This is a genomic window from Herbiconiux sp. (assembly GCF_004297105.1).
In the GTDB taxonomy this organism is placed as follows: Bacteria; Actinomycetota; Actinomycetes; order Actinomycetales; family Microbacteriaceae; genus Herbiconiux.
In genome coordinates, this window is sequence record NZ_SCVE01000012.1 from 348,545 (window position 1) to 366,729 (window position 18,185).

General features: G+C 69.9%; 22 protein-coding genes and 1 pseudogene. 12 read left to right on the top strand and 11 right to left on the bottom strand.

Going from position 1 to position 18,185, the window contains the following annotated elements; genetic code table 11:
* Position 1 precedes the first annotated feature (1 nt).
* The 4 genes from prpB to EPO52_RS08055 all read right to left on the bottom strand — a co-directional run bounded on the left by prpB (position 2) and on the right by EPO52_RS08055 (position 4,653).
* Positions 2 to 907, bottom strand: coding sequence for a methylisocitrate lyase (prpB, locus tag EPO52_RS08040; RefSeq protein ID WP_290804433.1), 906 nt, complete (start codon positions 905 to 907; stop codon positions 2 to 4).
* Positions 907 to 2,415: an MmgE/PrpD family protein gene (locus tag EPO52_RS08045; RefSeq protein ID WP_290804436.1), complete on the bottom strand. Its 1,509-nt coding sequence runs from the start codon at positions 2,413 to 2,415 to the stop codon at positions 907 to 909. Before EPO52_RS08045 ends, prpB begins: the two co-directional genes overlap by 1 nt.
* A gap of 19 nt (positions 2,416 to 2,434) precedes the next feature.
* Positions 2,435 to 3,136: a GntR family transcriptional regulator gene (locus EPO52_RS08050; protein WP_290804439.1), complete on the bottom strand. Its 702-nt coding sequence runs from the start codon at positions 3,134 to 3,136 to the stop codon at positions 2,435 to 2,437.
* Positions 3,137 to 3,231: 95 nt separating this feature from the next.
* A complete protein-coding gene (locus EPO52_RS08055; RefSeq protein WP_290804442.1) occupies positions 3,232 to 4,653 on the bottom strand; it encodes an ATP-binding protein in 1,422 nt (473 codons plus the stop codon).
* A gap of 122 nt (positions 4,654 to 4,775) precedes the next feature.
* Here EPO52_RS08055 and EPO52_RS08060 point away from each other — a divergent pair, with 122 nt between their 5' ends.
* The 4 genes and pseudogenes from EPO52_RS08060 to EPO52_RS08075 all read left to right on the top strand — a co-directional run bounded on the left by EPO52_RS08060 (position 4,776) and on the right by EPO52_RS08075 (position 7,257).
* Entirely contained in the window at positions 4,776 to 5,339 is a 564-nt protein-coding gene (locus EPO52_RS08060; protein ID WP_290804445.1) for a histidine phosphatase family protein, read from the top strand.
* Between the two features lie 18 nt (positions 5,340 to 5,357).
* On the top strand, positions 5,358 to 6,236 hold the full coding sequence (locus EPO52_RS08065) for a neutral zinc metallopeptidase (protein WP_290804447.1): 879 nt from the start codon (positions 5,358 to 5,360) through the stop codon (positions 6,234 to 6,236).
* A gap of 128 nt (positions 6,237 to 6,364) precedes the next feature.
* Positions 6,365 to 6,655 (top strand): annotated as a pseudogene (locus EPO52_RS08070) (tryptophan synthase subunit alpha); the annotation flags it as partial.
* A 308-nt stretch (positions 6,656 to 6,963) separates the two neighbouring features.
* Positions 6,964 to 7,257: a Fe-S cluster assembly protein HesB gene (locus EPO52_RS08075; protein ID WP_290804449.1), complete on the top strand. Its 294-nt coding sequence runs from the start codon at positions 6,964 to 6,966 to the stop codon at positions 7,255 to 7,257.
* 202 nt (positions 7,258 to 7,459) lie between these two features.
* On the opposite strand, the gene EPO52_RS08080 is transcribed toward EPO52_RS08075, so the two are convergent.
* Together EPO52_RS08080 and EPO52_RS08085 are read right to left on the bottom strand one after the other, a co-directional pair.
* On the bottom strand, positions 7,460 to 7,738 hold the full coding sequence (locus EPO52_RS08080) for a hypothetical protein (protein ID WP_290804452.1): 279 nt from the start codon (positions 7,736 to 7,738) through the stop codon (positions 7,460 to 7,462).
* A 113-nt stretch (positions 7,739 to 7,851) separates the two neighbouring features.
* Complete coding sequence (locus EPO52_RS08085) at positions 7,852 to 8,013, bottom strand: hypothetical protein (RefSeq protein ID WP_290804455.1); 162 nt, start codon at positions 8,011 to 8,013, stop codon at positions 7,852 to 7,854.
* A 106-nt stretch (positions 8,014 to 8,119) separates the two neighbouring features.
* On the opposite strand from EPO52_RS08085, the gene EPO52_RS08090 reads away from it, so the two are divergent.
* Positions 8,120 to 8,632: a tetratricopeptide repeat protein gene (locus EPO52_RS08090; RefSeq protein WP_290804457.1), complete on the top strand. Its 513-nt coding sequence runs from the start codon at positions 8,120 to 8,122 to the stop codon at positions 8,630 to 8,632.
* Positions 8,633 to 8,744: 112 nt separating this feature from the next.
* Complete coding sequence (locus EPO52_RS08095) at positions 8,745 to 9,179, top strand: hypothetical protein (RefSeq protein ID WP_290804459.1); 435 nt, start codon at positions 8,745 to 8,747, stop codon at positions 9,177 to 9,179.
* A 41-nt stretch (positions 9,180 to 9,220) separates the two neighbouring features.
* Here the strand turns inward: EPO52_RS08095 and EPO52_RS08100 are convergent, their stop codons facing one another.
* Positions 9,221 to 9,649, bottom strand: a complete 429-nt coding sequence (locus tag EPO52_RS08100) for a hypothetical protein (protein ID WP_290804462.1) — start codon at positions 9,647 to 9,649, stop codon at positions 9,221 to 9,223.
* 118 nt (positions 9,650 to 9,767) lie between these two features.
* Entirely contained in the window at positions 9,768 to 10,373 is a 606-nt protein-coding gene (locus EPO52_RS08105) for a GIY-YIG nuclease family protein (protein WP_290804465.1), read from the bottom strand.
* A gap of 108 nt (positions 10,374 to 10,481) precedes the next feature.
* Here EPO52_RS08105 and EPO52_RS08110 point away from each other — a divergent pair, with 108 nt between their 5' ends.
* Positions 10,482 to 11,306: a hypothetical protein gene (locus EPO52_RS08110; RefSeq protein WP_290804467.1), complete on the top strand. Its 825-nt coding sequence runs from the start codon at positions 10,482 to 10,484 to the stop codon at positions 11,304 to 11,306.
* A gap of 25 nt (positions 11,307 to 11,331) precedes the next feature.
* Here EPO52_RS08110 and EPO52_RS08115 read toward each other — a convergent pair whose 3' ends face one another.
* Complete coding sequence (locus EPO52_RS08115; RefSeq protein WP_290804470.1) at positions 11,332 to 11,550, bottom strand: DUF1653 domain-containing protein; 219 nt, start codon at positions 11,548 to 11,550, stop codon at positions 11,332 to 11,334.
* 147 nt (positions 11,551 to 11,697) lie between these two features.
* Here EPO52_RS08115 and EPO52_RS08120 point away from each other — a divergent pair, with 147 nt between their 5' ends.
* Positions 11,698 to 12,900 (top strand): Na+/H+ antiporter NhaA, encoded by a 1,203-nt coding sequence (locus tag EPO52_RS08120; protein ID WP_290804472.1) that lies wholly within the window; start codon positions 11,698 to 11,700, stop codon positions 12,898 to 12,900.
* A gap of 100 nt (positions 12,901 to 13,000) precedes the next feature.
* Positions 13,001 to 13,777: an aquaporin gene (locus tag EPO52_RS08125; protein ID WP_290804473.1), complete on the top strand. Its 777-nt coding sequence runs from the start codon at positions 13,001 to 13,003 to the stop codon at positions 13,775 to 13,777.
* Positions 13,778 to 13,781: 4 nt separating this feature from the next.
* Here EPO52_RS08125 and EPO52_RS08130 read toward each other — a convergent pair whose 3' ends face one another.
* Positions 13,782 to 14,078: a DUF4287 domain-containing protein gene (locus EPO52_RS08130; RefSeq protein ID WP_290804476.1), complete on the bottom strand. Its 297-nt coding sequence runs from the start codon at positions 14,076 to 14,078 to the stop codon at positions 13,782 to 13,784.
* Between the two features lie 239 nt (positions 14,079 to 14,317).
* On the opposite strand from EPO52_RS08130, the gene EPO52_RS08135 reads away from it, so the two are divergent.
* From EPO52_RS08135 to EPO52_RS08145, 3 genes are all read left to right on the top strand, one after another.
* Entirely contained in the window at positions 14,318 to 14,926 is a 609-nt protein-coding gene (locus EPO52_RS08135) for a DedA family protein (protein ID WP_290806156.1), read from the top strand.
* A gap of 90 nt (positions 14,927 to 15,016) precedes the next feature.
* Complete coding sequence (locus EPO52_RS08140; protein ID WP_290804479.1) at positions 15,017 to 16,390, top strand: Xaa-Pro peptidase family protein; 1,374 nt, start codon at positions 15,017 to 15,019, stop codon at positions 16,388 to 16,390.
* The gene (locus EPO52_RS08145) at positions 16,390 to 17,274 is read left to right on the top strand and encodes an NAD(P)-dependent oxidoreductase (RefSeq protein WP_290804481.1); all 885 of its coding nucleotides are present in this window, start codon (positions 16,390 to 16,392) and stop codon (positions 17,272 to 17,274) included. The genes EPO52_RS08140 and EPO52_RS08145 overlap by 1 nt, the downstream gene beginning before the upstream one ends.
* Positions 17,275 to 17,300: 26 nt before the next feature.
* Here EPO52_RS08145 and EPO52_RS08150 read toward each other — a convergent pair whose 3' ends face one another.
* Positions 17,301 to 18,080, bottom strand: coding sequence for an XRE family transcriptional regulator (locus EPO52_RS08150; RefSeq protein ID WP_290804484.1), 780 nt, complete (start codon positions 18,078 to 18,080; stop codon positions 17,301 to 17,303).
* Between the last annotated feature and the right edge of the window lie 105 nt (positions 18,081 to 18,185).

An 18,185-nucleotide genomic window follows, 5' to 3' on the forward strand; every position in this document is an offset into this window, starting at 1 on the left:
TTCAGCGGGCGGTCGGAACGTCGAAATTGAACACGGATGTGTCGAAGCTGTTGTACGCCGAGTAGTCGAGCAGTTCGTACAGCCTCGCACGGGTCTGCATCCCGCTCACCTGGCCTTTCAGTGAACCTTCGGCCACCAACTGGTCGAGTCCGCGCTCGGCCGCACCCATCGCGATGCGCAGCAGAGAGACGGGATAGATCACGAGGTTCATGCCGACGTCGGCGAGCTGCTGCTCGGTGAACAGCTCGCTCTTGCCGAACTCGGTCATGTTCGCGAGCAACGGCACGTCGATCGCCGCGCGCATCGCCGCGAACTCCGACAGGTCGGCCATCGCCTCGGGGAAGATCGCGTCGGCGCCCGCGTCGACGAGCTGCTTGGCGCGATCGATCGCCGCCCCGAGCCCGTCGTTCGCGCGGATGTCGGTGCGCGCCATGATGAGCAGGTTGGGGTCGCGCCGCGCATCCACGGCCGCCCGGATGCGCTTCACGGCGGTATCGGCGTCGACCACGGCCTTGCCGTCGAGGTGGCCGCAGCGCTTCGGGTTCACCTGGTCCTCGATGTGGAGGCCCGAGACCCCCGCGTCTTCGAGGGTCTGGACGGTGCGCGCCACGTTCATGGGCTCGCCGAACCCGGTGTCGGCATCGATGAGCGTCGGCAGGTTCGTCATCCGTGAGATCTGGCCGCCGCGGGCCGCCACCTCGGTGAGGGTCGTGAGTCCGATGTCGGGGAACCCCAGGTCGGCCGCGATCACGGCGCCGGAGATGTAGACGCCCTCGAAGCCCTTCTCCTCGATCAGGCGCGCGGAGAGGGGGTTGAACGCCCCGGGCATCCGCTGAAGAACGCCCGAGTCGAGGGCCTGACGGAAGGCGGCCCGCTTCTCGTGGGCGGGTGTGGTGGTGTACAGCATCAGAAGAGTCCCTTCGGGAGTGCGAGCGCCTCGAGAACCCCGGGCGCGGCCACGACGTTGAGCTCGCGCACCTCGTCGGCGGTGAGTTCGGGCAGACGCTGCACCAGGGCGAGGAAGCGCTCGACCTCGGCATCCTCCACCACCCCGGCGGCGAGCGTGCGGAACTTGCGGATGTAGTCCTCGCGGGCGAACGGCCGCGCCCCCAGGGGGTGCGCATCCGCCACCGCGATCTCGTCGGTGAGGGTGGAACCGTCGTGCAGGATGATCTCGACCCGGCCGCCGAACGCCTTCTCGGCGGGGTCGTTCGAGTGGTAGCGGCGCGTCCACTCGGGGTCTTCGAGGGTGCGCACCTTGTTCCACAGCTCGACCGTGTCGGGGCGGCCGGCGCGCTCGGGGCTGTACGAGCCCACGTGGTCCCACGCGCCGTCCTGCAGCGCCACCGTGAAGATGTAGGGGATCGAGTGGTCGAGCGTCTCGCGGCTCGCGGTGGGGTCGTACTTCTGCGGGTCGTTCGCGCCCGAGCCGATCACGTAGTGCGTGTGGTGGCTCGTGTGGATGGTGACGCTTCCCACGTTCGCCGGGTCGGCGAGCTCCGGATGCTCGTGGTGCAGCTTGCGGGCGAGGTCGATCCAGGCCTGCGCCTGGTACTCGGCCGAGTGCTCCTTCGTGTAGGTGTCGAGGATGCCGCGCTTGGCCTCACCGGGGGCGGGCAGCGGAACCTCGTAGTGCGCATCCGGGCCATCGAGCAACCAGGCGATCACGCCGTCCTCGCCCTCGTAGATCGGGGTGGGCGACGTCTGGCCGCGCATCGCCCGGTCGCCGGCCTCGACCGCCATCTTGCCGGCGAACGCGGGGGCGTGCGCCTTCCAGGTGGAGATCTCGCCCTTGCGCGACTGGCGGGTGGCGGTGGTGGTGTGCAGCGCCTGGCCGATGGCCTGGAAGATGGTCTCGACGGGCAGCCCGAGCATCGTTCCGATTCCGGCGGCGGCCGACGGGCCGAGGTGGGCCACGTGGTCGATCTTGTGCTTGTGCAGACTGATGGCCTTCACCAGGTCGACCTGGATCTCGTAGCCCGTGGCGATGCCGCGGAGCAGGGCGGCTCCCGTGCATCCGGTGTGCTGGGCCACCGCGAGGATCGGCGGGATGTTGTCGCCCGGGTGCGAGTACTCGGCCGCGAGGAAGGTGTCGTGGTAGTCCAGCTCGCGCACGGCCACGCCGTTGGCCCAGGCAGCCCACTCGGGGCTGTAGCCGCCGGTGACGCCGAAGACGGATGCGCCCGGGGCGTAGGGGTGGTCGAGAGCCTGGGCGCGGGCGGCGATGCCCGGACCGCGGGTGATGGAGGCCACCGCCACGGAGGCGTTGTCGATGATGCGGTTGATCACCATCTCGCTGACCTCGGGGCTCACGGCCACGGGATCGGCGGCGACCTCCGCGATCTTCCAGGCGAGCTGGTCTTCGCGGGCGAGGTTCTCGTCGCTCTTGTACACGCGTACGTCGTGCAGGTTCATTGCGCTGGTGCGTCCTTCTCTAGGGGGTCGATGTCGAGGGGGTCGATGCTTCTGGGATCGATGCCTCGGGGGTGAGGGCTTCGTCGCTCACGAGGGAGTCGAGGGTGGCGTGCAGGCTGCGGTGGAGATGCACCCGGGTCGCATCCGCTGCCAGGCGCGCGTCGCCGTCGACGATGGCGTCGACGATCAGCAGGTGCTCGCGGGCGGCATCGAGCAGGCGGGCGGGGTTGTCCCGCGAGAGGCGACGGATGCGCGCGAGGTGCGTGCGCACCCCGTCGAGGGCCTGCACGAGGAACTGGTTGCCCACGGCTTCGTCGACCGCGTCGTCGAAGCGCGCGACGAGGTCGTAGTAGGCATGGTGGGCCGGATCGTGGTCGGCGAGCAGTGCGGGCACCTCGCGCAGTTCGCGCTGCAGGGCCAGGAACGGCTCGGCATCACGACGCTCGGCCGCGATCGACGCGGCCTGCGCCTCGAGGGCCTGGCGAAGCTCGAACAACTCGGTGACGTTCTCGGCCGAGACCGGCGAGACCACGAGCCCCCGGCCGCCGGGTTCGGCGAGGCCGTCGGCCACCAGGCGCGCGAGGGCCTCGCGCACGGGCGTCCGGGAGATGCCGAGCCGACTCGAGAGCTCCACCTCCGCGAGCACCGTGCCGGGCACGAGCTCCCACGAGATGATCTGCGACCGCAGAGCCTCATAGGCCGTGTCGCTCGCGCGGGCCACTACGCCCGACCCTCTCGTGTATACATTGGTGCCAATGTACCGCGGTGGGCGCCGCGAATCAAGGCTCCTGGCAGTCCCGTGTATACACAGGAGGGTCAGCGCAACGGAACCGGTACGTCGGCGCCACCCTCCTCCGTGAGTCGTTCGCGCATCCGGGCGATCGTGGGCGCGGGCACGAAGCCGCCCGCGAACAGGGCCTCACCCTGGCGGAAGAGCGGCGACCGCTCGAGCAGGGCAGCCGGGGCGAAGCCGAAGACGGAGGCGAGCTCGGCGAGATCGACGGGCGAGCTCATCTTCATCAGCGCCAGGTTGTCGCACTGCGACAGGATGCCCGGATGCACCTTGGAGGGCCGCTGAGTCGACAGCAGCAGCCAGAGCCCGAACTTGCGACCCTCGGCCGCGATCTGAACGATGCGGTCGCGCACGGCTCGGGCGAGCGGCGACTCCGCGTCGGGACCCGCGAAGTTGTGCGCCTCGTCGATCACGATCAGCACCGGGCGACGGCGTTCCCGCTCGGCCCAGAGCCGGTCGAGCACGGCGAGCGCCGCCACGAGGTGTTCATCGGGGTAGGTGAAGCCGCCGACATCCAGGATCAGGGCGTCGGGACGCCCGTCGAGCGTGTCGGTGATGGCCTCCTCGTTCCCCGCCCAGAGCTCCCAGTCCATCAGCCGCAGATTCTCGACCCGCAGGGCGAGGGCCCGCGCCGCCGGGTCGGCGCTCGCCTGCAGGTCGACCACGATCTGCTCGGGGTTCTCGCTCGCGATGCGGCTCTCGTAGTGCAGGAGGGCGTTGTACTCCTCGCGGTCGACCAACGGGTCGATGCCGAGAACGGCGGCCTTAGAGCGCATCCGCAGCTCGGTGAAGCGCACGAGCAGAGGGGCGGTGCCGGCCTCGGCTGCCGGGGCCCCGACCGCGCCCAGCGGCCGGCGGATGCGGATGTCGCGGCCCGCCAGAGCCTCGCGGTCGAAGGCGGCGCCACCATCCTCGCCCTGCGGCACCTTCGGCGCCCGCAGCTCGCGCAACCGCACGAAATCGCCATTGGGATCGAACACCACCATGGGCAGCTCGGTGTGCAGCAGCAGTTCTTCGAGCACGACGCCGAGGGCGTAGGTCTTTCCCGATCCGCTCTGACCGCACCAGAACGTGTGCCGGTTGAAGCGGTTGGGCAGCAGCCGGGCGGGAACCCCCGGAGAGGCCTCGAGGGCGCCGATCGTCAGGCGGGCACCGGGTGCCGCGTACACCCGGTCGATCGTGCCCTCGTCAGCCGGGTTCACGTCGGCATCCGTGAAGGGCAGACCCGAGAGGCCCAGGAACGCGCCATCTCCATCGACCTCGCCGAGCACGCGCCCCACGATGCCCACCGTGCCGGACTCAGCGGGCACCGACTCGAGCACCTGGCCGAGCCGCCGCACGCCGTCGGCCGTCGTGAAGGTGACGAACGCCCCGGCCGCGGGCCGCGCATCCTGCTCCACCTCGAAGTGGAACGCACGGCCATCGAAGGAGGTCGCAGAACTCATGGTGATTCCTTCCGCCGCAGCATCCCTGGTGTGTCGAGCACGATCGTATCGGCCCTGGCCCGGTCGCCGGGCACGATCTGAGAACGGTTGACGTGCCGCCTCCCGCACGGGAAGGTGGGCGCATGACCCTCCTCGTGCTCGCCCGCCACGGCCGCACCGCGCTCAACGCCGAGGGCCGTCTCCGGGGACTCGCGAATCCCCCGCTCGATCGCGTCGGAGAGGCCGAGGCGTCGCGGCTGGCGGTGGCTCTTGCCGCTATCCCGGAATTCACGGCGACGCGCGTTCTGTCGAGTCCGCTGCAACGAGCCACCCGCACGGCGGAGGCCATCGCCGCGACTCTGGGCGTGCCGCACGAAGCCGACCCGCGCTTCAACGACCGCGACTACGGTGCGTGGACCGGGCATCCGAAGACCGACGTGGTGGCCGAGTTCGGCAGCGTCGACGCCGCACCGGGAGTCGAGCCGACCTCCGACGTGCTCGAGCGGGTGCTGCCCGCGCTCGCCGACGTGGTGGCCGACGGGCCGCTCGTGGTCGTCACACACGATGCCGTCATCCGTCCGGTGCTGCAGGCGATCGACCCGTCGCTCACCGAACTGGTGGTCGACACCGCGAGCTGGAACCTGCTCGAGCGCGTGGGCGACGCCTGGGTGGTGCGCAGCACCGACAACAAGCCGGCCACGCCGTGACGCAGTAGCTTTCTCGGTATGACGTTCAACCCCGACTCCAAGCTCGACTCGGGCAAGGTCTCCAAACGTGGTCGCAACGCCGCCATCGGCGGCGGAAGCGCGATAGTCGTGGTGGGCCTCGTGATCCTCTCGCAGCTGGTGGGCTTCGACCTCACCGGCCTCGCCGGGCTGACCGGCAGCGACCAGTCGGCCTCGCAACCCGACCAGTCGCTCGAATGCTCCACCGGGGCCGACGCGAATTCGAACGTCGACTGCCTCATCGTGGGCGCGGCGAACTCCCTCGACGTCTACTGGGTCGGCGAGAGCCCGCAGCTGCAGGTCGACTACCGCACGCCGTCGGTCATCCTCTTCGACGGATCGACGAGCACCGGATGCGGCCAGGCCTCCAGCGCCACCGGCCCCTTCTACTGCCCGCCCGACAAGACGATCTACATCGACACCAGCTTCTTCGACGAGCTGCGCACCCGCTTCGGGGCATCGGGCGGCACCCTGTCCGAGATGTACGTTGTGGCGCACGAGTGGGGTCACCACATCCAGCAGCTGTCGGGCATCCTGTCGAACACCGACCACTCGCTCACCGGTCCGGCCTCGGATTCGGTGCGCACCGAGCTGCAGGCCGACTGCCTGGCGGGCGCCTGGGTGGGCGCCGCCTCCACGATCGAGGACGAGAACGGCGTCACCTTCCTCGAGCCCGTCACGGACGCACAGATCGCGGATGCGCTGAACGCGGCGTCGGTGATCGGCGACGACCGCATCCAGCAGCAGTCGGGCGGCGGGGTCGACCCCGAGTCGTGGACGCACGGGTCGAGCGAGTCCCGGCAGAAGTGGTTCCAGGCGGGGCTCTCGTTGGGAACAGGCGCGTGCGACACGTTCGCGGTGTCGGCCGCGCAGCTCTAGCTGCCGCCGTGCGCTCCGAATCGCATAAGAATCGGGGGTCTCATCGACATAGTGTCGATGAAGGGTCGTTTTCTTATGCGGTTCGGCGCCGATTCGAACTCTGCGAGTGCCGTGTCTAGGCTCGAAGGGTGACGAGCGAGCATCTTCCCCGTGGGCGCGCGAGCCTCGAGGTGCTGCGCGCCGAAGCGGCCGACGAACTCGACACGATCGTGCACGAGCGACTGCTCGCGGGAGAAGACCCGTGGGAGTTCATGGAGGAGCTGCCGACCGTCGACGAACTCGTGGTCTACCTGCTGCGCGCCGACACCATCACCGAGAACGGTGGCCAACGGCCCTCGTCGGTGCGCAACTACCGGGTGCTGCGTCAGATCGCACTCGATCACCCGGGGCTCACGGGCACGGTGTGGCAGCTGATCGGGGAGTACGACGCGCGCTCGGCCGCCCGGGAGCACGACGCGACCGGGTCGGGCAGTGCCGGCTGGTCAGGCGCCGCCGGAGCGGGCGACCTCCGCGAAGGACGCCCTCCCCGCAACCGGTGAGCATCGGTTCCAAGGAGCGGGGCGCACGGCGCCGCCGGCTCGCCGGGCGCAGGCGATCACGGCCGATCGCCGAGCGGGCCGGCATCCGATTCTCCTGGGTGTTCCCGCAGAGGCACCTGGGTTCGCCTTGCGGCCTCCTCTGCACCCGACAAGGGTTGGTACCTCCAATCGCAACGGAAGGAGAGCCCATGCTCACCCTCACCGACAACGCCGGAGCAGTCGTCAAGAACATCGCGGACCGCACGGCGGCCGCCTCCCCCGACGTGACCGAGACGGGCCTGCGCATCTCGAGCGCGGAAGACGGCAACGAGTTCCAGGTGGCCGTGGCGCCGCATCCGGAGCCCGACGACCAGGTGGTCGAGAGTTCGGGAGCCCGCGTGTACATCGACGAGGCGGCCGCCGTCGCCCTCGACGACAAGATCCTCGACGCCCAGGTCGACGCCGAGGGCGCCGTGCGCTTCTCGCTCGCGCACACCGTCTGACGCCACCGCGTCGCCCGCGACCCGTCCCTTCTGCTCCCGGCCCTCGGGCCGGCGTGAAGGGGCGGGTCGCTGCGCTGTGTGCGGACTTCTCCACGAATCGCGGCGAGCGCGGCGCTCTCGGCCGCGGTCGACGCGAGGAGTGGCGAAGTCCGCGACGCGGATGCGGCGACGGCCCCGCGTCACGAGTCGGTGCGCCGGCAGCTCAGTGGTCGCGGCGGAAGGCGCCCGTGACGCGCTGCCAGGCGGATGGCCGTGGCTGCGAGACGGCCGCGCCGACCTGTTGCACCTGGACATGATCGGCGAGGCGCACCGTGGAGGCCTCGGGAAGCGGAACGGCCACACCGCTGCCGACACCCGCGGCCGCGAGAGCGGGCCTGCCCTCGGCCACCCAGGAGAGGTAGGCCGCGTAGGGATCGTTCGGGTCGGGCGCCACAGGATCGGCGCTCTCGGGGCGGGATCGGCGATATCTGCTGAATCCCATCGTGCCCTCCCCTAAGAAATCGTCTCCCGTGCGGCTCGATTTCGCACGTCGCCGAAGCCTTCGTTATCAGTTCGTGTCATGTGGACAGGGCTCCCGCACACCACGGGAACCGATCAGGCACTCAGGCGCAGTTCGTGAACGAGTTCGGCCTCGACCCACACCTGCACCCCATCGCCCCGGCACTCGATGCACAGCAGCACGTCGTCGTCGACGTGGCTCTGCATCGGGTCGGCACCCGAACCGTCGCACCGCTCGCAGATCATCATGTTCTCCATGACGCCATTGTGCGCCGCACCTCCGACATTCCAAGCGGCCACGCCGGGCTCAGGGCAGCTCGGGAGCGCGCCGCCTCGTGTGACACGGGCGTGTGACACTGGACCGATGAGCACCGACGACGCCCGCACGGGCGACTGGCACGACCGGGCGGCCCGCCTCTGGGACTCCTTCGACGAGTACACCGAGCAGGGGTTCCTCGATGCGATGGATCGCCTGACGGCAGAGCTCCCCGAGGGCAGCGCCCTCGCCGCCTACGAGCGGGGCGGCGCCTATGACTCCACCGGTCGCACCGAGCTCGCCATCCCCCTCTACCGGCAGGCGCTCGCGACGGGACTGGATGCCTCAAGGCGCCGGCAGGCCACCATCCAGCTCGCCAGCTCGCTGCGCGCCCTCGGTGAGGTCGAGGAGAGCGTGCGCCTGCTCGAGACCGAGCGGGAGGCCGCATCCGACGAGCTCGACGACGCCGTCGTGGCGTTCCTCGCGCTGGCACTCACCGACGCGGGCCGGGAGCGCGAGGCCGTGTCGCTCGCCCTCACCGCGCTCGCGGGCCACCTCCCCCGCTACGCACGGTCGATGACGGCCTACGCGGCGATGCTCGGCGCACCGGCCGCCGACTGATCGGGCGCATGGGGAGTTCTCCCCATCGCACTCGGCCGGGCGCCTGCCTAGGCTCGGCACACGCGTCGACGGCCGGCCAGACCAGGGCGCGGGGAGAGTGAGGAAGCACCGGATGTCCCGCGCCAGCGAATCCGACGACGCCTTCGACGACCTGCTCTGGGAACTCGACGTGACGAGCGTGCGACCGAGACCGGCCGCGTCCGACCGACGCGCGGACGCGCCGCATCCACGCACCCGTGCGCGGTGGACGCACGCGCCGTCGGCTGATCCGCCGCCCGTGCAGCCGCTTCTGGTCGACCCTTCGTCGGTGCAGCCGCGATCCGTACAGCCGCGATCCGTACAGCCACGTTCGGTACAGCCACGGGCGCCCCGGCCCGCCCCACGCCGGTCGCTCTTCGCCCGGCGCGAACGGCCGCGTTTCCAGCGGCCCGGGCTGCACTCCCTCGGCGAACGCCTCGCCGCAAGTCGCGTGGTACAGGGAGCGGGAGCGGCGCTGCTGGTGGGCGGAACATCCGTTCTCGTCGTGGTCGCACTCAGCCGCGGCTGACGCCGGGCGCTCCGGGCGCGCGCACGGAGCACCGCCGGCCGTCAGATGAGATTCGGCAGGCTCTGCTCCACCTCGGCCATGAGGGCACGGGAGAAATAAGGGCACGACAGCTCCACGCGCTCACCGAAGCTGTCGACCGTGATGGTCTTGCGCCGGGCATCGACACGGAAGCGCACCTGGCCGCGGTGCCACAGGAAGGTCTGGTGCCAGCCCAGCGTGACGTACACCCACACCTCACTCACCTCGATGCGGGTGATGCGCTCGTTGTGGTCGGAGAAGAGTGCGAAGAACACCGAGGGCACCAGCCGGAACGGGTTCGCACGGAACACCCGCGTGCCAGACGCCGACACGTCGCGCATGCCCCCGTGGCCGACCGCGGCGATCGAGCGCTCCGGGGCATCACCCTGCAGATACGGCAGGCCGAATCCGGAGTCATCGGATGCCTCTTCGGAACAGTTCTCTCGGTTCATGTGTGCCGTGGCCCCCTCGTCGCCGGATTGAGGGGCGCGGCCGGCCGGGTGGGGGGATGGAACAGTGACCGACCGCGCCTCTCACTGAAGAAGACGCAGATCAGACCGGATCATGACGTCACTTCTCGACGATCTCCCGAATTTCTTTCGCGAGCGCCGCACTCTCGCTCCGCCAGCGCCGATGGAGATCCCACGGATCGCCCATCCCCTCGGCGAGCAGTCGCACGTGCTCCGCGATGGGCGCGGCCCAGTCGAACCATTCCCCGCCCAGGCGATAGGGCGCGAACTGCACATGCCGATGGTGCTCGAGAATCCTGTCTCCCCGTTCGAAGGCCAGCAGCTCGTCGAAGCGCAGCTGAGCAAGCCGCGCGCGGGGATTCGACGAGGTTCCGATCTTCACGCGATCGCGCCAGCGCAGGTAGTAGACCACGTCGACCCGCACCGCACGGCCCTCCTGATCGGGTCGATCGCCGAGGCGCCACTCGCACACCGCGCACAACCACCCGCTCGGGTAGCGCACGCCCAGCCGCGAGGCGCACGCCGGGCACGGCACCGGCAGCACATCGGTGACCCCCACCTCGCCGGCCACGTGCTCGTAAGCCTCGAGCAGGTGCTCGGCGCAGAGGTCGAGGGGAGCGGATGCGGCGACGAGCTGCCCGCACCCGTCACCGCGCTCACCCCGCACCCGGATGCCGCACCGCCTGTGGTTCGGATCATCACCCATGGGGCGACGCTAAGCGGCACCACCGACGCCGGAGGCTCACGTGTCGGTGGTGGGCCGTAATCTCGGCGCCATTGGAGGCGACACCGAAGAGGAGCACCGAAGAGGAGCATGCCCGAGAACATCGAGGCCTGGTGGGCGCGGCGACAGCGCTCGAAGGGCCGGGCTGTGCCCTATCCGCTCGGGCAGTACCGTGCGGAGTGGTCGAGTTTTCCGATGCTGGTGCGGCAGTACCATCCGGGGTTCAACCGGGGAATCGTGCTCTCGCAGATCCCGCCCGTGGCCGAGGTGTACCTGGTGTGGCAGTGCGACGCGGGCCACTTCTTCGTGGCCACGCCGGCCGAGCAGCGCGGCCGGCCGGGCGGCAGGCGCCGGCGCTCGGCGTGGTGCCCGACCTGCAGCGAGCTCGCCTCCCCGACGCGCATCAGGCCGGCGGATGCGCGCCGCCCCAGCCCACCCGCGCGCCGCGACGTCGTCACCTCCGCCATCACCTCGATCCCGCCTGGCACGGCGTTCTTCAGCCACGACGCGCCGAAGCCAGCCTCGGCCGCCGAAGCCGAACTACGCCGCCGTCTCGACCTGCGGCTCGATGTCGACCTCACCCCGAACGCGGTCGCCGTGGGGCGCCCGTTCTTCGGCCGGCTCGAGGTGTGGCCCGACATCGTGCTCGCCGAGTTCCGGGTGGCCATCGAGTACGACACGGCCGGGCGCTTCGGTCTCGAGCACGTCGGCCCGCGCGAGCACTCCGACCGACGCAAAGACGCGCTGCTGCGGGAGGCGCGCTGGGAGGTGGTGCGCATCCGGTGCCGGCCGCTTCGCGCGCTCGGTCCGCACGACGTCGAGGCATCCGGAGTCACCGACCGGGTGGTCGACACGGTGCTCGACCGCCTGCGCGCCCTGCGCGGCGACCTCATCGTGAACGCGTACCTGCGCTGATGGGCGTGCTGCGTGCGCCGCCGTCTCAGGCCACGCGCGTGAACCGCGGGCCGCGATACCCGTCGCGCTCGACCTGCTCCACGAACATCGCGAGCGGCCGCACCCAGAAGGAGTAGTCGTCGTAGAGCTTGCGGTAGAACACGAGGCGCTCTTCCGTCTCACTGTGCCGGCCCACGCCGACCACCTCGTAGAGCGCGCCCTTGAAGTGCTGGTAGATACCGGGTTGCGGTTCGCTGTCGGCCACGAACGGGAGTCTAGCGGCGGCCTCATCCCGCGAAGCTCCCTGAGGATAGGATCAGAAGAAGGAGTGCCGGGAAGTCTGGTCGGCAGGTGATCGCTCGATCGCCTCAGACCCTCGACCGCGCCGCGACGGCGGCAGCAAGGACACCGCATGACGATCATCCGCTCCGAACGGGTTGCCGCCGTTCTGCTCCTCGTGGCCGCCGCCCTCGGACTGCTGGCCGCGAACACCCCTCTCGGACCTGCGCTGATGAACCTGCAGGATGCGCACCTCGCCATCCCCGGCACCCCCCTCGACCTCTCCGTGGGCCACTGGATCAGCGACGGCCTGCTCGCGGTCTTCTTCTTCGTGGTGGCCGTCGAACTCAAGAACGAGTTCGCGGTGGGTCAGTTGAACTCGGTGTCGAAGGCGGTTCGCCCCGCGATCGCGGCGCTCGGCGGGGTCGCCGTCCCCGCGCTCGTCTACCTCGCGATCACGGCCGGTTCGGGGTACGAGGGCGGCTGGCCCATCCCCACCGCCACCGACATCGCGTTCGCGCTCGGGGTGCTCGCCGTGTTCGGCAAGGGCATCCCGTCGCGGCTGCGCATCTTCATCCTGGCCCTGGCCATCCTCGACGACATCGTGGCGATCCTCATCATCGCCGTGTTCTTCACGGCCGACCCCGATCTGCTGCTGATCGCCTGCGCGGCCCTCGGTGTGGTGGCCTTCGGTCTGCTCAGCCGGCTCCTCCGCGGCGCGGCCGCCGAACGCCCCGCACTGCGCGTGCTGGTCGCGGTCGCGATGGTGGCGGTCGCTCTGGTCACGTGGTCGCTCGTGTACCTCTCAGGAGTGCACGCGACGATCGCCGGCGTCGCGCTCGGACTCGCCATGGCCCGTGTGCCCGGCATGCACGTGCGGCACGCTCTCGAACCGGTGACCAACGGTGTGGTCCTGCCCCTCTTCGCGTTCTCCGCGGCGCTGGTCGCCATCCCTCAGGTCGCGCCCTCCGAGCTCGCCGCGCCGTTCTGGGGCATCCTGATCGCATTGCCCGTCGGCAAGGTCATCGGTATCACCCTCGGCGGCTGGCTGTCGGGCTTCGTGGGGCCACGCGAGCGCCGCCCGCACCTCACCCTCCAGGGCCTCATCACGGCGGGCGCCCTCGGTGGTGTCGGATTCACCGTGTCACTGCTCATGAACGAGCTCGCATTCGCGAACTCGCCGGAGGTGGCCGACGAGGGCACGCTCGCCGTGCTGCTCGGCTCGTCGATCTCGATCGTTCTGGCCGCCATCCTGGTCTCGCGGCTGGCGGCGTACTACCGACGACTCCGGATGCTGCGCGAAGCAGCACTCCAGGCGCGCGCCGCGTCGGCCTGAACCGACCCGAACCTGACGATATCCTGGGAGGCGCGCGCATCCGTTCGGCCCGGCGATGTCGCCTCAGCGCGCATCACCATCTACTCCTAGGGGGAAACCGATGTCCTATCCTGCTGCGCCCCAGCCCACCGAGCCGTCGCTCGTCGCCAAGCTGATCGCCGAGCTCGCGGGCACCTTCCTGCTCGTGTTCGCCCTCGTCGGCGCCGCCACCTTCTCCGCCGCCTTCGGCTTCGCCGACGGCACGCCGCTCGGCATCGGCTTCCTCGGCGTGGCGCTCACTCTGGGCCTCACCGTCATGATCGGCGCCTACGCGTTCGGCCCGATCTCCGGCGGCCACTTCAACCCGGCCGTCACCCTCGGCCTCGCCGCCGGCGGCCGCTTCGCCTGGAAGGATGCGCCGCTCTACATCGTGGCCCAGCTCGTGGGCGCCATCCTCGGCGCCACCGGCGTGTTCGCGCTCGCGTCGGGTGGTCCCGCGGGCTTCCTCGACAACGCCCTCGCCGGCGGCTTCGTGTCGAACGGCTACGGCGAGCTCTCGCCCGGCGGCTTCGGTCTCGGCTCCGCCATCGCGGCCGAGATCATCATCACCTTCCTCTTCCTGCTGGTGATCCTCGGCGTGACCCACGCCCGTGCCGTGGCCGGCTTCGCGCCGATCGCGATCGGCTTCACGCTCACGATCATGCTGCTCGTCACCATCCCGATCGACAACGCGTCGCTCAACCCCGCCCGCTCCATCGCCACGGCGATCTACGGCGGCGGCGACTGGCTCGCGCAGATCTGGGTGTTCATCGTGTTCCCGATCGTGGGCGCGCTCATCGCGGGTTTCAGCTACCGCTTCCTCTTCGACTCGGTGAAGAAGCTGCCCGCTCAGCACTGATCGTTCAGGCGGGGGTGGGCTTCGAGGCCTTGCCGTCGAGCCAGAGCTCGGTGGACTCGTCTCGGTGCACACCCTCGCTGCCGACATGCTTGTCGCTGATGGTGCCGCCGTTCTTGATCACGGCCACGAGGGCCATCGCGTGCCCGCGGCCGAGGCCGTAGTCGTCTTTCAGCCACTCGATGATGGGCCCGGCCTTCACCGGCGGGGTGTCGAGCCCGCGCTCGGCGGCCAGGGCGATGAGCTGACGCGGGGTGAGCCCCGTCTTCTCCTCGATCGTGTCGAGATAGGCCTGGAACGACATCCGCTCTCCTTCGTTGGGTGCTGTGCGTCGATTATGCCGCAGGGCCTCTGAATCCAGGCGATACCCAGGTCCGCACGGCGGTGTGCGGGACACTGGAGGAGACGGATCACCCGACACCCCACGTTCCTGGAGGCCCTGTGTTCGCCGCCCCCGCGCTCGCCACGCCCGCCGCCGCCGCGACCGACCCCGCCGCGGATCTCAGCGAGGCGGGTGGCCTCGTCGGCCTCGCCGCCACCCTCATGAAGGGCATCGGGGAGTGGGGAGTGGGCGTCTTCACCCTGTTGGAGACGGTGTTCCCGCCGATCCCGAGCGAGATCGTGCTCCCCCTCGCCGGGTTCCTCGCAGCGCAGGGCGACCTCGACATCGTGCTCGTCGTCGTGCTGAGCACCCTCGGCGCCTACGTCGGAGGACTCATCCTCTACGCGCTGGGCGCTGCGCTGGGGCTCGAGCGCAGCATCCGGATGCTGTCGAAGCTGCCCCTCGTCGATCGTGACGACTTCGAGAAGGCGGCGTCGTGGTTCGAGCGCCACGGCCGGGCCGCGATCTTCTTCGGCCGGCTCATCCCGGGCGTACGCAGCCTGATCTCGCTGCCCGCGGGGGCGTCGCGGATGAATCTGCTCACGTTCTCGGTGTTCACCCTCGCCGGCAGCGCGCTCTGGAACGGGCTGCTGATCGGGCTCGGCGCCGCCCTCGGATCCCAGTACGACCTGATCGACGAGTACTCGTCGTACCTCAACTACGCGGTCTACGCGGCGATCGCGGGTCTCATCGCCTGGCTCGTGGTGCGCCGGATCCTCCGCGTGCGCCGCGACCGCGGCGGTCGATCCATCGACGGCGCGCTCGACTGATCAGCTGATCATCGCCGGCCCGAGGTGTGTAGTATTAGTACACACCTTGTGAAGTCCTAGGTGAAACAGCGACGTTTCAGGAGGCTGACAGTGATCAGTACGGCGACCACCGGCACGATGGCAGTTGATTGGGAGGCGCGAACCGACTTCGATCGCCTCCGCAACGAGCGGCTCGGCCGCCTCCGGGCGCAGCTCGAGGCCTCCGACCTCGGCGCGGTGCTCGCGTTCGACTTCTCGAACATCCGGTACATGACCGCGACGCACATCGGCACCTGGGCGATGGACAAGCTCATCCGCTTCTCGCTCCTCACGCGCAACTCCGACCCGATCTCATGGGACTTCGGCTCGGCGGCGAAGCACCACCGGCTGCACAACCCGTGGCTCAACGAGACCCACTCCGAGATGGATGCGGATCCGCACGCCCCGCATCACGGCGCCACCCGCCCGCGGGCCGAGAGCGGTGCCCGTGCCGGCATCTCCACCCTCCGCGGCGCGTTCCATCCCGACGCCGGCATCGCCGACGAGGTGGCCGCGAAGATCAAGCGCGAACTCGAGAAATTCGGGCTCCTGAACGAGCCCCTCGGTGTCGACGTCATCGAGCTGCCGATCATGTTCGCCCTCCAGCGCGCCGGAATCACCGTGGTCGACGGCCAGCAGGTGTTCATGGAGGCCCGCCGCGTCAAGACTCAGGACGAGATCACCCTCCTCACCCAGTCGGCGTCGATGGTCGACGCCGCGTACGAGAACCTCTACGAGTTCCTCCGGCCGGGTGTGCGCGAGAACGAGACCGTGGGCCTCGTGGCGAAGACGCTCTACGACCTCGGCTCCGAGTACGTGGAGGGGGTCAATGCCATCTCGGGCGAGCGCTGCTCCCCGCATCCGCACGTCTACTCCGACCGCATCATCCGCCCGGGCGACCCGGCGTTCTTCGACATCCTGCACAGCTTCAACGGCTACCGCACCTGCTACTACCGCACCTTCGCGGTGGGGTCGGCGAGCCGAGCCCAGCGGGATGCGTACGTGCGCGCCCGCGAGTACATGGACAACGCGATCGCTCTCGTGCGCCCCGGGGCGACGACCGCCGACATCGTGGCGGTGTGGCCCAAGGCGGAGGAGTTCGGGTTCCCCGACGAAGAGGCCGCGTTCGCCCTGCAGTACGGGCACGGCGTCGGCCTGTCGATCTGGGAGAAGCCGATCTTCTCGCGGCTGGTCTCGTTCGATCACCCCGAGGTGCTCGAGGCCGGCATGGTGTTCGCTCTGGAGACCTACTGGCCCTCGGCCGACGGCATCGGCGCCGCGCGCATCGAGGAAGAGGTGGTCGTCACCGAGAACGGATGCGAGGTCATCACCAAGTTCCCCGCCGAAGACCTGCTGGTGGCCGGCGGCAACCGGTACTTCACGATCAACGGCCCGCTCAACCCGTTGCGCAGCAGCCAGTCGCATCTGAACCGGCCCGGCGCCTGATGCCGTCCGTCGCCTTCGTCGGCCTCGGGTCGATGGGCAGTGCCCTCGCGGCACGCCTGCTCGAGACCGGGCACGAGGTGCACGTGTGGAATCGCTCGCCGGAACCGGTGGAACGGATGCGCGACCTCGGCGCCGTGCCGCTCGCGTCGGCCGGCGAGGCCTTCGAACACGCAACCGTGCTGTCGATGGTGGCGAACGACCAGGCGGCCGACGCCGTGTTCACCGTCGGGACACTCGGTCACGCGAGGCCCGGCACCATCCACGTGAACCTCTCCTCGCTGAGCGTCTCGGCCTCGCGCCGCCTGGCCGACCGGCACGCGCAGCTCGGCATCGACTACGTGGCGGCGCCGGTGCTGGGCCGGCCCGAGGTGGCGGCGGCAGGCAAGCTCAACATCGTGACGGCCGGGCCCGAAGGGGCCGTGGCGCAGGTCGACCCGATCCTCCACGCGATCGGCAAGCGCACCTGGTATCTCGGCACCGACCCGGCCACCGCGAGCCTCGTCAAGATCGGGGTGAACTTCAACCTGATCCACACCCTCCAGGCCCTCGCCGAGTCGGTGACGCTGGTGGAGACGGCCGGTGTCGACCCCTCCACGTTCGTCGAGATCCTCACCGATGCCGCCTACACCGGTTCGGCGTACACCGGCTACGGCAAGCTCATCGCCGAGCGCCGGTACACCCCGCCGGGGTTCACCGTGGAACTCGGGCTGAAAGACCTCTCCCTGGTCGAATCGGCGGCCGAGCAGTACGGCGTGACCCTGCCGACCGTGCCCGCCCTCCGCTCGGTGTTCGAGCAGGCTCTCGGGTCGGATCTCGGTGGCCAGGACTGGTCGGCCATCGCGGAGGTCACGCGGCGCCTGGTGACCGAGCCCACGGCATCCTGACCACGTCATCGACGTGATCGCCCGGCTCAGTCCGTGGCGCCGTAGTGGCTTCCGTAGTCGAAACCCTCGCCGCCGCTGTTCTGGCCGAGTCGAGCGACACGCTCGGCGATGTCCCGCGGGTGGGCGAACCCGTGGCGCCCCACGACGGCCCAGATCGACACGCAGTCGACGGCGTACGGGTTGCTGATGCGATGCGGGATCGTGGAGTCGAACGACAGGCTGTCGCCCGGCTGCACGGTGTCTTTGTCGAAGCCCACCTGCAGATCCATCTGACCCGTCAGCACGTGCAGATACTCCCACCCGGCGTGCCGCATCATGTTCTCCGGCGGGTTCGACTCGCTGCCCGCCGAGTAGGTGACGCGCAGGAACTCCACGAGCGGGTCGTCGGTGACCGTCAGCCGCTCCCAGCGCACTCCTTCGACGCGGATGTCGGGAGCCGTCGCCGCCCGTTGCAGCCCCGGTATGCCGGTCGAGGTGAGCCTCTCGGCCGCCGGCAGGGCCTCGGCCTCGGGGGCGGATGCCGAACCGGGCACCATCGGTGCACCGGTGACCGCGGTGGCCAGGAGCGAGTCGAGTGACAGGTCGAGCTCGGAGACCACCGTGTAGAGCGTGCCGATGGAGGGTGTCGCGCGCCCGAGCTCGACCTGCGAGATGAAGCTGGCCGAGACGCCCACACGCCGGCCGAGTTCGCGCAGCGAGATGCCGGAGGCCAATCGCGCTTCGCGGATCGCGGCGCCCATGCCGGGTGCGCCGTTCTCCCGCACCGCGTCGATCAGACGCTCCTTCGGCGAACCGGATCGTGTCATGTCACCTCTTCGCTCAGGTCGATGTCTCCCAGGGTATCCGAGAGGGAACGTCAGCCCGCGAGGCGAAACGGAGGGGTGGGGATCCCCTGTAGTTCCCCACCCCCG

Coding starts and splice junctions, on each gene's coding strand:
- prpB (WP_290804433.1), bottom strand. CDS start 907: ATGCTGTACACCACCACACCCGCCCACGAGAAGCGGGCCGCCTTCCGT.
- EPO52_RS08045 (WP_290804436.1), bottom strand. CDS start 2,415: ATGAACCTGCACGACGTACGCGTGTACAAGAGCGACGAGAACCTCGCC.
- EPO52_RS08055 (WP_290804442.1), bottom strand. CDS start 4,653: ATGAGTTCTGCGACCTCCTTCGATGGCCGTGCGTTCCACTTCGAGGTG.
- EPO52_RS08060 (WP_290804445.1), top strand. CDS start 4,776: ATGACCCTCCTCGTGCTCGCCCGCCACGGCCGCACCGCGCTCAACGCC.
- EPO52_RS08065 (WP_290804447.1), top strand. CDS start 5,358: ATGACGTTCAACCCCGACTCCAAGCTCGACTCGGGCAAGGTCTCCAAA.
- EPO52_RS08075 (WP_290804449.1), top strand. CDS start 6,964: ATGCTCACCCTCACCGACAACGCCGGAGCAGTCGTCAAGAACATCGCG.
- EPO52_RS08080 (WP_290804452.1), bottom strand. CDS start 7,738: ATGGGATTCAGCAGATATCGCCGATCCCGCCCCGAGAGCGCCGATCCT.
- EPO52_RS08085 (WP_290804455.1), bottom strand. CDS start 8,013: ATGGAGAACATGATGATCTGCGAGCGGTGCGACGGTTCGGGTGCCGAC.
- EPO52_RS08090 (WP_290804457.1), top strand. CDS start 8,120: ATGAGCACCGACGACGCCCGCACGGGCGACTGGCACGACCGGGCGGCC.
- EPO52_RS08095 (WP_290804459.1), top strand. CDS start 8,745: ATGTCCCGCGCCAGCGAATCCGACGACGCCTTCGACGACCTGCTCTGG.
- EPO52_RS08100 (WP_290804462.1), bottom strand. CDS start 9,649: ATGAACCGAGAGAACTGTTCCGAAGAGGCATCCGATGACTCCGGATTC.
- EPO52_RS08105 (WP_290804465.1), bottom strand. CDS start 10,373: ATGGGTGATGATCCGAACCACAGGCGGTGCGGCATCCGGGTGCGGGGT.
- EPO52_RS08110 (WP_290804467.1), top strand. CDS start 10,482: ATGCCCGAGAACATCGAGGCCTGGTGGGCGCGGCGACAGCGCTCGAAG.
- EPO52_RS08120 (WP_290804472.1), top strand. CDS start 11,698: ATGACGATCATCCGCTCCGAACGGGTTGCCGCCGTTCTGCTCCTCGTG.
- EPO52_RS08125 (WP_290804473.1), top strand. CDS start 13,001: ATGTCCTATCCTGCTGCGCCCCAGCCCACCGAGCCGTCGCTCGTCGCC.
- EPO52_RS08130 (WP_290804476.1), bottom strand. CDS start 14,078: ATGTCGTTCCAGGCCTATCTCGACACGATCGAGGAGAAGACGGGGCTC.
- EPO52_RS08135 (WP_290806156.1), top strand. CDS start 14,318: ATGAAGGGCATCGGGGAGTGGGGAGTGGGCGTCTTCACCCTGTTGGAG.
- EPO52_RS08145 (WP_290804481.1), top strand. CDS start 16,390: ATGCCGTCCGTCGCCTTCGTCGGCCTCGGGTCGATGGGCAGTGCCCTC.
- EPO52_RS08150 (WP_290804484.1), bottom strand. CDS start 18,080: ATGACACGATCCGGTTCGCCGAAGGAGCGTCTGATCGACGCGGTGCGG.